Origin of the sequence: Ningiella algicola, assembly GCF_028401415.2 — a bacterium.
GTDB lineage: Bacteria > Pseudomonadota > Gammaproteobacteria > Enterobacterales > Alteromonadaceae > Glaciecola.
The window spans coordinates 225,607-238,901 of the sequence record NZ_CP171821.2; the positions used below are offsets into that span (position 1 = coordinate 225,607).

The 13,295-nt window shown below is 44.7% G+C and carries 11 protein-coding genes; 9 read left to right on the forward strand and 2 right to left on the reverse strand.

Going from position 1 to position 13,295, the window contains the following annotated elements:
* Positions 1-41: 41 nt before the first annotated feature.
* Both dnaK and dnaJ read left to right on the forward strand, forming a co-directional pair.
* Positions 42-1,979, forward strand: coding sequence for a molecular chaperone DnaK (gene dnaK / locus PN836_RS01040; RefSeq protein ID WP_395342527.1), 1,938 nt, complete (start codon positions 42-44; stop codon positions 1,977-1,979).
* Between the two features lie 173 nt (positions 1,980-2,152).
* Positions 2,153-3,277, forward strand: coding sequence for a molecular chaperone DnaJ (dnaJ, locus tag PN836_RS01045; protein WP_395342529.1), 1,125 nt, complete (start codon positions 2,153-2,155; stop codon positions 3,275-3,277).
* Positions 3,278-3,353: 76 nt separating this feature from the next.
* Here the strand turns inward: dnaJ and PN836_RS01050 are convergent, their stop codons facing one another.
* A complete protein-coding gene (locus PN836_RS01050; protein ID WP_395342530.1) occupies positions 3,354-4,967 on the reverse strand; it encodes an RNA polymerase sigma factor in 1,614 nt (537 codons plus the stop codon).
* 90 nt (positions 4,968-5,057) lie between these two features.
* Here PN836_RS01050 and PN836_RS01055 point away from each other — a divergent pair, with 90 nt between their 5' ends.
* Together PN836_RS01055 and PN836_RS01060 are read left to right on the forward strand one after the other, a co-directional pair.
* On the forward strand, positions 5,058-5,723 hold the full coding sequence (locus PN836_RS01055) for a CIA30 family protein (protein WP_395342531.1): 666 nt from the start codon (positions 5,058-5,060) through the stop codon (positions 5,721-5,723).
* 1 nt (position 5,724) lies between these two features.
* Positions 5,725-6,936, forward strand: a complete 1,212-nt coding sequence (locus PN836_RS01060; RefSeq protein WP_395342532.1) for an acyltransferase family protein — start codon at positions 5,725-5,727, stop codon at positions 6,934-6,936.
* 50 nt (positions 6,937-6,986) lie between these two features.
* Here PN836_RS01060 and PN836_RS01065 read toward each other — a convergent pair whose 3' ends face one another.
* Positions 6,987-7,565, reverse strand: a complete 579-nt coding sequence (locus tag PN836_RS01065; protein WP_395342534.1) for a DUF3224 domain-containing protein — start codon at positions 7,563-7,565, stop codon at positions 6,987-6,989.
* A 114-nt stretch (positions 7,566-7,679) separates the two neighbouring features.
* On the opposite strand from PN836_RS01065, the gene PN836_RS01070 reads away from it, so the two are divergent.
* The 5 genes from PN836_RS01070 (at position 7,680) to PN836_RS01090 (ending at position 13,191) form a co-directional block, all read left to right on the forward strand.
* Entirely contained in the window at positions 7,680-7,913 is a 234-nt protein-coding gene (locus tag PN836_RS01070; RefSeq protein ID WP_395345400.1) for a hypothetical protein, read from the forward strand.
* Between the two features lie 213 nt (positions 7,914-8,126).
* Positions 8,127-9,395 carry a serine hydrolase domain-containing protein gene (locus PN836_RS01075; protein WP_395342537.1) on the forward strand — a complete coding sequence of 423 codons (1,269 nt, stop codon included), beginning with the start codon at positions 8,127-8,129 and terminating at the stop codon, positions 9,393-9,395.
* Between the two features lie 176 nt (positions 9,396-9,571).
* Entirely contained in the window at positions 9,572-10,978 is a 1,407-nt protein-coding gene (locus PN836_RS01080; protein WP_395342539.1) for a DUF1800 domain-containing protein, read from the forward strand.
* Between the two features lie 4 nt (positions 10,979-10,982).
* Positions 10,983-12,182, forward strand: a complete 1,200-nt coding sequence (locus PN836_RS01085; protein WP_395342541.1) for a DUF1501 domain-containing protein — start codon at positions 10,983-10,985, stop codon at positions 12,180-12,182.
* A 130-nt stretch (positions 12,183-12,312) separates the two neighbouring features.
* Complete coding sequence (locus tag PN836_RS01090) at positions 12,313-13,191, forward strand: helix-turn-helix transcriptional regulator (protein WP_395342544.1); 879 nt, start codon at positions 12,313-12,315, stop codon at positions 13,189-13,191.
* The last annotated feature ends 104 nt before the right edge of the window (positions 13,192-13,295 follow it).

The window sequence follows — 13,295 nt, forward strand, 5'->3', positions numbered from 1 at the left end:
GCAAGTATAGAATTTAGCAAAGAGATTTTGGAGAAAGTCACATGGGTAGAATTATTGGTATCGACTTAGGTACAACCAATTCATGTCTTGCCGTACTTGACGGCGATAAAGCGAAAGTGATTGAAAATGCAGAAGGCGATCGTACCACTCCTTCTATTATTGCGTACTCACAAGACGGTGAGACGCTAGTAGGCCAACCTGCAAAACGTCAAGCGGTTACCAATCCTAAAAACACCTTGTTCGCAATTAAGCGTTTAATTGGTCGTCGCTTTGAAGATAAAGAAGTACAGCGCGACATTGACATTATGCCGTTTTCGATAGTAAAAGCAGATAATGGTGATGCTTGGGTTGAAGCGAATGGCGAAAAAATGGCGCCTCCTCAAGTGTCTGCTGAAGTCTTAAAGAAAATGAAAAAGACAGCTGAAGACTATCTAGGCGAAGAAGTCACAGCTGCGGTAATTACGGTTCCGGCTTACTTCAACGATTCACAGCGTCAAGCGACAAAAGATGCTGGCCGAATTGCAGGCTTAGAAGTTAAACGCATCATTAACGAGCCAACTGCTGCTGCCCTTGCTTATGGAATGGATAAGAAAAAGGGTGATAATGTTGTAGCCGTATATGACCTTGGTGGTGGTACATTTGATATCTCTATCATCGAAATCGATAATGTAGACGGCGAGCACACTTTTGAAGTACTTGCGACAAACGGTGACACCCATTTAGGTGGTGAAGATTTCGATAATCGCATGATCAACTATCTAGTGGAAGAGTTCGAGAAAGAGCAGGGCTTTGATTTACGCAAAGACCCACTCGCCATGCAGCGTTTGAAAGAAGCGGGTGAAAAGGCAAAAATCGAATTGTCTTCAGCGCAGCAAACAGAAGTAAATTTACCTTACATTACCGCTGACGCATCAGGGCCTAAGCACTTAGTGATTAAGGTGACTCGTGCAAAACTTGAGTCATTGGTTGAAGAGTTGGTAAAACAGTCACTTGAGCCTTTGAAACAAGCGCTTTCTGACGCTGACTTATCAGTAGGCGACATTCAAGATATTATTTTGGTCGGCGGTCAAACGCGTATGCCACTAGTGCAAAAATACGTGACAGACTTTTTCGGTAAAGCACCACGTAAAGACGTAAACCCTGATGAGGCGGTAGCGGTAGGCGCTGCAATTCAAGGCGGAGTATTGTCCGGTGATGTTAAAGACGTCTTGTTACTTGACGTAACGCCATTGTCATTAGGCATCGAAACAATGGGGGGTGTAATGACACCGCTTATTGAGAAGAATACGACCGTACCCACCAAGAAGTCACAAACCTTCTCAACGGCTGACGATAATCAATCTGCCGTTACGGTTCATGTACTTCAGGGTGAGCGTAAACAGGCAACGGGGAACAAGTCTTTAGGGCAGTTTAACCTAGAAGGTATTCGCCCGGCACCGCGCGGTACGCCTCAAATTGAAGTCACCTTTGACATCGATGCAGACGGTATTTTGCATGTATCTGCGAAAGATAAAGATACCGGCAAAGAGCAAAAGATTACCATCAAAGCATCTTCTGGCTTAAGCGAAGATGAGATCAATCAAATGGTACAAGACGCTGAGTCAAATAAAGAAGCTGATGAGAAATTTGAAAAGCTTGTTAGCGCTCGAAATCAGGCTGATGGTCTAGTCCATGGTACACGCACTCAAGTCGAGGAAGCGGGGGATGCACTACCAGCGGACGAGAAAGAGAAAATTGAAGCTGCAATCAGTGATTTAGAGGAAGCGCGTAAAGGCGATGATCTGGAAGCGCTTGAGCAAAAGAGTCAAGCTTTGATTGAAGCTTCCGCTAAGCTAATGGAAATTGCCCAAGCGAAAGCGGCTGCAGGCGCTACTGAAGGTGCTGCAGACGCTCAAGCTCAGGGTGAGCAGGCTTCAAATGCCGGTGACGACGTTGTTGACGCTGAATTTGAAGAAGTGAAAGACGACGATAAGAAGTAGTCTACTTCATATAGCTCAGTTGACATGCGGTAGTAAATATCACATGACTTGGCAGCAGATTATTTGATTTGCCAAGATAAAAAAGCAACCTTCAGGCGCATCCTCAAAAGAGCATGCGCCTGTTGTGTGAAGACGATTTGAAAAATTCAATGCACTAGCAGGAATAGTGGTTTATGTCTAAAAGAGACTATTACGAAGTATTAGGCGTGGCAAAAAGTGCCAGCGACCGCGATATCAAAAAAGCCTATAAGAAGCTTGCGATGAAGTATCACCCTGATCGGGCGCAGGGTGACAAGGGTTTGGAGGAAAAGTTTAAAGAGGTTCAAGAAGCCTACGAAATCCTTTCTGATGAGCGCAAACGCGCAGCCTATGACCAATATGGACATGCAGGCGTTGACCCAAATCGAGCCGGCGGTGGCGCTGGCGCAGCGGATTTTGGTGATATTTTTGGCGATGTGTTCGGTGATATTTTTGGCGGTGGACGCCAACGTCAATCTCGAGCCCGACAAGGTTCAGACCTTCGATATAACTTAGATATGAGTCTAGAAGAAGCTGTTCGAGGCAAAGAAGTCGAGATTCGCGTGCCGACCTTGGTTGAGTGCGATACCTGTCATGGCTCAGGCGCCAAAAAAGGTACCTCTGCAACAACCTGTCCCACATGTAAAGGCAATGGTCAAGTGCAAATGCGCCAAGGCTTCTTTGCTGTTCAGCAAACCTGTCCAACATGCTCTGGTAAAGGCAAAATTGTGTCGGATCCCTGCAGTCCTTGTCGCGGTCAAGGGCGCGTTGAAAAAACCAAGACGCTTTCAGTCAAAGTGCCAGCGGGTGTTGATACAGGCGACAGAATTCGCTTGAGTGGCGAAGGTGAAGCGGGAGAGCAGGGTGCCCCAGCAGGCGATTTGTACGTTCAAGTGCAAGTGCGTGAGCACCATATTTTTACAAGAGATGGCAACAACCTCTATTGTGAAGTTCCCTTAAATTTCACTACCGCAGCGCTTGGTGGCGAGATTGAAGTGCCAACGCTAGATGGCAAGGTCAAACTAAAAATCACACCTGAAACCCAAACAGGAAAGATGTTCAGACTGCGTGGAAAAGGCGTTAAGTCAGTGAGAAGTGGCGCCATTGGTGATTTGATGTGTAAAGTAGAAATTGAAACGCCTGTTAACCTCTCTAGCGAACAAAAAGAACTGCTAGAAGCGTTTGAAGCGAGTATTACTGGGCAAGGTGCAAAACATCGCCCTAAAGAAAAAGGCTTTTTTGATGGCGTTAAACAGTTCTTTGATGATTTGAAGAGTTAATCATTTAATTGGTAAAACGTTCTGCGCTGAATAGGGTGTAAATGCTCGCCCAATTCAGCGCAAACTGTTTGTAATGCTACTTGTTTGCCATTCTTTTTCTAACGTTCTTTGCATATAGCGCAGCGGGAATAATTACCATAACAGACATTATCGCCAGTACCCATAAGTAGCTTTGATCAAAAAGACTTAAATTGGAAAGGTGAGAAGCAAGCTCATTATTAACGTGTTTTGCGTAGGCTACCTGACCTATGGCCGCATCTTTTGCCACCGAAAAGCCATTACTGAATGCAGATTCCCAGCCTAAAGAGGACAAAGAAGCATAAGCCTTATAGCCGATAGCAGAGGCGCCAAAGGCAATTAGACCCATGGCTACCGTACCAATGGCGAATACACCTACACCCAGTGCGCCAACACTAAAAATTCCTATGGACAGAATGCCGACGCTAACAGGTGCAATGGCAACACCACCCCATGCGAACAGAAGCGCATGAGCAACGTCTCCACCTGCAATCCAAGCGAATACTGGCTTGTCATTTTGCTCCTGCATACCAAATCGAATGTGCATTAACGGCACACTCAGTAGAGTCCATGAGCTTATGTATTCTCGTTGCTTTGCGTTGGGCTGGTTGTGTTCTCCCGTAAAAGCTTGAGGCGCGTTTATACGCTCCTGCGCTCTTAAGGCCCGTGCAGATTTGAACAAGTAATAGGTCATTAATACATAGCAAATCGCAAAACCAAATACCAATGCTTGGCTAAGCCACGTAAGGACAGGGGCATTGGCTGGTGCGCTCATTGCGAAATAGCGCAGTACAAACATACCTAAGACATAAATAAGTGCCACGGCAAAAAACAAAGCGGCCGTTTTAACAGTATTGCGACGCTCTCTGCGAGTGCGAGATTGATCCAGACCGGCCCTGAGGCCTAAAAATCCGCTGATCAGACCCGAAAACGAAGCAAGTAATGCAACCAAGGTGCTAAGCTTAAACAGGGAACCGGTCTTGGCAGCGCCAGCGCCCCATACAGCGGCTTTTGCTTCAGGCGCAATATTGCCTATAGTTGTCAAGACTGCCGCGGTAAAAATCGCGCTTGGTTTGCTGTTTTCAAGCACCTCTTCAACAATGACTTGCATGGATTTTTGCAGCATTTTACGACCGCGAGATAAGCGCTGCTTTACGGTGTCCTGTGTTAAGTCTAGTTGATTGGCCACGTGTTCTACGGAGCGCTCTTCTCGATAATAGAGGATCAGTGGCTCTCTATAGGAATCATCCAGCTTATTCAAAGTCTGCCACAGCAAGGCATGCTGCTGCTCGCGCATGGCTGAATCTTCGAGTTTGCCATGCTCAAGCTTTTCTATATCAAGCGTTTCTACCTCGTCGGTCGACAAAGGCTGTTTTTGCTGTTTGCGGCGATAGTGACTCACTTTGTATCGCAATATGCCACACAACCAAGCTTTTAGTTTTTCTGGCTCTAAGAGTGAGTCGAGCTTTTTCCATGCTTCAACAAACACTTCCTGTGCTAAATCCTCACTTTGTTTGATATCCCCAATGGAAGAATAAGCTAGTGAGCAAAGCAAGTTCTGATATCGAATGACAATTTGGCCAAAGGCATCTTTGTCTCCACCGAGTACAAGCAATACTAATGTTGCGTCGTCGGTGTCAAGCAAAGGCGGCACTTTCTTGAAAATGCTCATAGTGTTTATCTCTTTTTTGGACTTGAAACACTTAAGTGCCTTGCTTCGGATAAAAGGTGACAGAATTATTCAAATAAAAAAATAACGATAATGCTGTCACCTAATTCAGAAAACCCGGCACTTATCCAAAACACAATGCGTTTTGGAGAGAAAACAATGGTCGTATCAAAATCAGCAAAACCTGTCATTAAACGAGTAATGTTAGTCTTAGTCGTTTTTGCCTTTTCGGCAGAATGTGTCGCTGCATCGATGGATACTGTAGTGGATGACTTCAGTCATGCAGATAATAGCAGCCTATCGATTCCAAGACACTTTTATACTGATGCTGCAACTGGCGGAAAAACGAGCGTCGAGTACCTAGCTTCAGACGGCATTATGACTATAAATGGTCAGATTAGTCCACCAAGAGGCCAGCCCGGATGGGCAAGCATGGTGCTTTTATTAGATGAAAATGGGAAAGCCAAAGACCTAAGTGCTTTTGAGGGAATACACTTGCGTCTTAAAGTGGTCGAAGGAATGATTTCTATTACTGCCAATAGCGTAGAGATTACAAACTTCGACTATCACGCTGCAATCGTTGTGGCGCGCGCAGACGGTGAATTCCATGATGTGACGATTCCTTTCTCATCGATGAAGCGCATGTGGTCAGAACAAATTCCTTTAAACACCTCAACGGTCAATAGCCTTAGCATTGTCGCAGCCGGTGGACAGGCAATGCCTTTTGAGTATGTCTTGGATGAAATAAGGTTTTATTGACATGCCATCGAACGCAGTGAGCGCTCATGAAAACATTGAGAGATTGCACTATTTAGATGCTGTGCGCGCCTTTGCTTTGTTGCTCGGCATTGTTTTTCATGCCAGTATTTCATTTTTGCCCGTGTTTATTGGCTGGGCAGTAATGGATATTTCAACCAGCGACATAGTTGGCGTATTTATGCTGATGAGTCACTCGTTTAGGATGCCACTATTTTTCCTTATTTCAGGTTTTTTTAGCCATCTGGTATTTCATCGCATCGGCGCCACGCGCTACATACAATCCCGCCTGATTAGACTTGCAGTTCCCTTTGTTGTGGGATGGTTTTTTCTCAAGCCACTGTTGATATCTGCATGGATAATGGGTCATGACAGCATGCGCGGGGATGTTAGTTTAAGCCATGCTCTGTTTGGCTCGCTAGCAAGCTTTACGGCAATGCCAGAGGGACTGTTTACCGGCACACATCTTTGGTTTTTGTACTATTTGCTCATGATATCCGGCATTGTTGTTTTAGTAAGCCTAATGCTGGGGCAAAGCTCAACGTTCTCCAAACGCATAAAAAGGGCGATGGATAGGGCCGTTCAATTGACCGTCCAATCTAGGTGTATTGTTTTGTTTTTAGCCATTCCTACGGCAGTATGTTTGTGGTTTATGAATCACTGGGGACTAGATACGCCTGATAAATCCTTAATCCCTCATCTTCCCACTTTGTCGATTTACGGCATGTGTTTCGCGCTTGGCTGGCTTTTGCGCCGCCAAAAAAAGGTGTTTGAACAATTTGTGTGTTTCACCAAGCGTAATTTTATTGTATGTATAATCGCCGCAGTATCATTGGTGTATTTATCGAACTTTGAACCTCAGTATTCCCATCCTCAGTATGACGTTTTAAAGCTAGGCTTCATTTTCAGCTACGCGCTTATGATGTGGTCATTGATTATTGCGTCTATCGCAGCATTCAAGCATGTTTTCGCAAAACCCAATAAAATTATTCGATATCTTGCGGATGCGTCTTATTGGATATATTTAATTCACTTGCCAATTGTCATATGGCTACAGATAGCGTTTGCCGAGCTACCACTTCACTGGTTGGTTAAGCTGACTTCAATCGTCATCATCAGTATTGGATTGTCGCTCATTCTCTACGCCGTATTTGTTCGTTTTACTTGGCTTGGTGCAACCTTAAATGGCAGTCGAAAGCCGCGCCTTGCGTCGTAAGTGAATTGAGTATTTATGGACATGCCTTGTTGGCGTATTTTAAGCTCGACCTAATCTTCAAAAGTGTAATCGGCCATGCCGCCTTCTTTTGATTTGAAATGTCCCGTTGCGCCTTTTTTGATGCCTTGATGGTTGCTATGTTCAACACGAAACGCACTGCTTGCGACTCCATTTTCAAATTTACCACTATGATTTAAAACAAGCGTCGTGACTGAGTCTCCCTCGGTGCAGCTTAGCACTTCAAAACCAGTAAATGCGGCATTACCGTTGGCTGTATAAAACATTTGATAGCACACTTCACTGCTTCCCATAAGGCTCCCTGTGTAGTTTTGCTTTACCTCAGCTATCGTTATCTTGGTATCATCTGCCAGCTTAAGTTTTTCGGATTCATCCCATGCTATGATTTGAAAAGTTCCGTTCATTTTTGAATCTCCCACTAGAGCGCCATTTTGATTTGAATAGAGAGTATCACTTGCAAAGCAGTCAGTATTGTAAAAACACGACAAAAAGCGACAATGCAAACGCGAACCTAGGTGCTTCAGGGCTTTTAGAAAATCACGAACCCCTAGCGGGTGTGCTTCATCCAAATCAAAGTGCACAGCAATATAGTCTTCGTCGTTACTTCCCAAATGCTTACTCGTCCTTAAAGGACGTGGTAGAGCAATATTGGTTTATGAGCTGGCATTTGGGGTGCAAATGAAAAGCACCAGCAGACTAATTTACCCGATGCAAATTTTCATCTGCTGTTTGACACCAATGGTAGCGATACTGCAAAACTGATCGGCCCTGTAAGCAAATGCTATATATATTCAATGCAAGGCAGAGGAGAGTTGCTTGGTATAAAACTTAAGCTAGGGGCACTCGCTTGGGTGCTTGATGATCCGCTAAAGAATTATGCTGATACAGAACACGAAATGACTCACTTGAATGGTGTTGACCTAGCGAAGCAATCAGGCTGTTGGAACAGCGAGAAATAAGTTTATCTGAACTGGCAGCCCAATTGGGGTATAGCGATCAGTCTCACCTAACTCAGGATTTTCAAACCATTCTCTGATTGTCGCCGGGTGAATATGGTAGAAAGAGTATGCCAATAGTGAACACGTAAAAAATGAAAAAGCACAAAATGAATAAGCGCAATTGGACCGCATTTATGGCTATACTTTAAATATCTCCATCAAATAGGAATAATTTTGAGAATCCATCTTCTAGCAGTATTAGTTTTTGTCGCCACCGCCTGCAGCGCTGCGCCGCCCAATAGTGTCTCACATCCCGAGTCAAGTGCAGTGAAACAAGGCTTTTCAAAAGAACGTTTGAGCCGAATTAATAGCGTTATGCAAGCATACGTGGACCAAAAAAAGCTCGCTGGCACAGTTACTTTAGTCGCGCGAAATAATGAAATAGTGCATCAATCGGCTATTGGTTTGCGCGACATTGATAGCAAATTGGCCATGACCACCGACAGCATATTTAGAATTTACTCTATGACTAAACCGGTGACTGCCGTGGCCGCTCTCACATTATGGGAGCAGGGTAAGTTTCATATGAATGATCCGATTGAAAAGTACTTGCCAGAGCTTTCAGGCTTAAAGGTATATGTGAGTGGCTCGGGCGATGACATGGTGTTAGAGGATGCCAACAGACCCATTAGAATTATCGATTTATTCATGCATACCGCCGGGTTTTCTTATGGTTTTACAGATAGCGAAGTTGACAAGCTGTATCGTGCGTCTCAAGCAGGACTTCTGGGCAGTGACGCGGAGCGCAGCACTGTTTTAAAAGAAATCGCAAAGCTTCCTCTCAACCACCAACCGGGCACAAAATGGCACTATGGCGTTAACACCGACATTATTGGTTTTTTAGTTGAAGCGCTGACAGATAAAAAGTTGGGTGAATACATGCAGGAAGTCATTTTTGACCCGCTTGAGATGAGCGATACTGGTTTTTACGTAAAAGCAGAAAGTGCAGCGCGATTTGCAAAGCTTTACACGGCTGATGAATCGGGGATCACAGTTGAAATGGCCAACGAGCCACTGGGCGATTTCTTAAACGACCCCGCAGTTCACAATGGCGGAGGCGGTTTGACCTCTACCATAGGGGATTTTTATAAGTTCACGCAAATGCTGTTAAACGGCGGCCAATACAAAGGAAAGCGCGTGCTCGGTAGAAAGACCGTCGAGTATTTCCGTACTAATCACATGCCAGATAGGCTATTGCCCTTTGCAGATAACTCTCCTGGCGAAGGCTATGGACTCGCAGTGTCAGTGACAATTGATCAGAACGATCTATTATTTATGGGGTCTACTGGAGACTACGGGTGGGGTGGCGCCGCTTCGACTTATTTTAGAATTGACCCAAAAGAAAATCTTATTTTGATTTCGATGACGCAGTTTATGCCCTATGGTTATCATGGCTATATGGATGATTACAGAAATTTGGTTTATCAGGCGCTGGTGGATTAATTTACCTGTGTTATGGCAGCCGTTGATTGACTGCTATAATTGGAAGTACTCGCATAGTTAATGTAAAGGCTACGTAAAGCTTATTGTGCTTTTATGCTAGCCTTTATAATGTTTAGATTCAAAATTGTCTTGCGAGCTAAATATCTTGCAAGGTATTTAGCGAGCGAGGCTTTTATATGTCGAGTGAAATGATGTCTAGTGGAATGCCCAATGAATTTGCATTCATCGCGACCAACAGGTTTGGGTATGGCGCTGATAAACGAGCGCAAGACTTCCTGCAAGCATCAAGCAGCCGCTCAGATGCGCAAACTTGGCTTACCAAGCAGTTGGGCGCATATAAATTACCCACTATTAAATGGGACAGCGCGAAGGCGCTGCGCGCGCATTACGAGCTAAAAAATGAGCGCAAAAAAAGGGGAAGTGATGCGGATAACCAAACAGACTTTGTTCAAAGTCGGCGTGCTTACGTAAAGCAAGCCAGACGTATGGCGGAAGTAACCGCCTTGCATAACATCAATCATAAGCAGGTGATTCAATCTCGCTTACTGGACTTTTTTTCTAACCACTTTAGCGTATCGCGAGTTAACTTTCCGATGCGCGTACTTTCGCCAACACTAGAAATTGAAGCCATTGCGCCTAATTTGCATCGTACTTTTTCTGACATGCTCTTAGCGACCATTCAACATCCAGCAATGCTGATTTACCTGAACAATGAATTCTCAATTGGGCCTAACAGCAAACTGGGCGTGCGGCGAAAAGGTAAAAAGGCGCGCAATGGTCTCAATGAGAATTTAGCTCGTGAGATTCTGGAGCTGCACACAGTGGGTGTAGATGCTGGATACTCACAAGATGATGTGACCGAATTGGCCAAAGCGATTACAGGGTGGAGTATTGGGGCGCTAAGATACTCAGAAGAGCCTGAGTTTTTATTTCGATCAAATGCGCATGAGCCGGGTTCTCGGGCCATTATGGGAGCGGTGTACAATAATAAACGCGGTGAAGCAACTGGGCGAACCATACTCAAGCATCTGGCTAACCATGAATCGACTGCTCGTCATGTAAGTGCCAAATTGGTCAGGCATTTTATTGCTGATGATGCACCCAGTGATATTGTTGATGCAATGGTGCAAGCATGGTTAGATACAAACGGGCATATCCCAAGTGTGGTGTCGCAAATGATTTTGCATAAAAAAAGCTGGAGTAACACGCCACAAAAATTTAAGACGCCTAGAGAGTTCATTATTTCCAGCATGCGAGCGTTCAATACTAAACGCATTAGCCCGAGTCTTTTTGAATCGCTTGAAATTATGGGGCAGGGCTTTTTTAATTCAGGTTCCCCCGCTGGTTATGCAGATACGCAAAGTGCTTGGTTGAGCGCTAGCGCTTTGAATGCTCGCATTGAGTGGGCGAGCCACTTTGCAGCTTTAATGGCCAAACGCAAAAGCACCGAGCCAGTCGCAATTGCTCAAAAAAGTCTAGGTCCTTTTTTACAAAACAACACACTAAATGCCATTAAACGCGCGGAGAGCAAGCAAATGGCTATCTCAATATTTTTGCTCAGTCCCGAGTTTCAACGGAGATAAGACAATGACTAAAGAAGCAAAACCCTATGGTATGTCTCGTCGCAGCTTTCTTCACAAAAGTGCTTATCTTCTCGGCGGTGCGAGCGCTTGCGTGTGGTTGAGCACTCAGCCGGTAAGCGCGAGTGTATTATCGAAGACTACCACGAAAGGTTCGCCTAGCAGTAAAAAGCTTGTTTGGGTGTTTTTAAGAGGTGCAATGGATAGTCTCCATGCGGTGATCCCGCGAAACGATCCTCATTTACACTCGCTTAGGCCGCATTTGTTGGAAAGTGTCAATACAAGCGCCTTGCCCTTGAATAAGCGTTTTTCTTTGCATCCTGATTTGCACCACATGCATGACTTGTATAAGCGAAAACAAATGTCAGCAATCATCGCGGTTGCAAGCGGCTATCGCGCGCGTTCACATTTTGAAGCGCAAGACCAAATGGAATCTGGCCTAAATGCAACTGATCATGATAACGGTTGGCTAGCGAGAGCGCTTAGGCAGCATCAAAGCAGTGGGGTTGCCCTTGCGCGCAGCGTGCCAATTGCCATGCGCGGTTCAAATTCGCAAGTGGAGACTTGGTATCCTTCAGCTTTTCCAGAAGCAAGTGACGACTTGTTAAGCCAACTGAGTGATTTATACCAAAGCGATGCGTCTTTGGGCAGCACCTTAACTAAGGTGATTACGCAGAAATCGGCTCCCAGCATGCAAATGAAAGAAACCAGACGCCCCAACTTTACCTATCTCACTCAACGTTGTGGGGAGTTGCTATCTAATGACAATGCCAGTTGCGCCATGTTGGAACTGAACGGTTGGGATACTCATAACAATCAATCTGGCAGACTATCTCGCTTATTCCAACAGCTCGATGATGGCCTTGCGAATTTGCAAAGCAGCCTTGGTGAAAAATGGAAGGATACCTTGATTATTGTAAGCACTGAGTTTGGACGCACGGTTGCGGCAAATGGCACATTGGGAACGGATCACGGAACGGCGTCAAACATGTTTGTTTTAGGCGGGGCGCTATCTGGTTCAAAAGGACTATTGAAAGGAGGGAAAGTTCTGGGAAAATGGCCAGGGCTAGCGCCTGATCAGCTTTATCAAGGCCGCGATTTAATGCCAACAAGCGATGTTAGGCATTGGATTGCTGGCGGACTTTCTTCCCACTGGGGCTTATCAGCTGCTCAAATTAGGGGAGTATTCCCAGACTTATACGCCTGATTTTATTCATGCGAGTAAAAGGATCAGCATATATACAGTTTCTAATGGTGTGCTTGAAAGCAAGTGTTGGTTAAATCGCATATGCGCTTTATTCGTATACATTTTTTTGCGTGTTTATGGTGGTCGCTTAATGCCTAATCGATATCAAGATATTTATCCAGAGCCGCCTTTACTCGAAGGGGGGGCAACTGACAAGCTATCGGCACTTAGTCTCTTGCAGTTAGAGTACTTTGAGGCACAGCCGGGTGAAATGTCCCAACAAGTGTTTGCACAACATCATATATTGATTAACTTAAAGCCTGAACCGCATAAAGTTGAAAACTGGCGTGATAATGAGCATCGTGAATTCATTTTCCATAAAGACGAAATCGTAGTAACACCTGCTGGGATTGCTTCGGGATGGAAATGGCATGCGCCGTCTAAGGTTATCGTGATTACGCTTGAGCCTTTCCCACTAGAGCAATTCGCCAAGGATTCTTTGAATATTGAACTCACAGAAGAACAACTTCAGAATATTCCACAGTTTGTTGATCACGATATAACGCAAGCCGCCATTATGTTAAAAGACGCTTTAAGCAGCAAAATAGGCTCTCAGGTACTGTTTGAAAGCTTCGCTAGGGTATTTTTGACTAAGCTGATCCAATCCTACGGCCTAGAGCGAGATGAAGACTATGCGTTTACCCGAAGTTTTACATCTGAGCACTATAAAACAGTCATTGACTTTATTGCTGACAACTATGGCTCTAACATCTTAATAGAAGACTTAGCTTCTCAAACCTTCTTGTCGACTTATCATTTCGCACGATTGTTCAAGCAAACTATCGGTAAATCACCGCATCAATTTCTAATGCGCTATCGGATAGAGCGAGCGAAAGAAAAACTCAAGCAGCCAAATCCTGTTTTATTTGATGTGGCATTGTCGTGCGGATTTGCGGATCAGGCACATTTCTCACGCGTGTTTAAGCAGTCTGAGGGAGTAACGCCCAAGCAATACGTCAAATCAATTTAGCTTTGCAATAAAGCAAGATTATTCAAAAAGTTCGCAAAGTCGTGCAATCATCTCCTTTGTTATTTTCATAATATTTCATCATCAAAACAAGCAAAGCCTTTTTA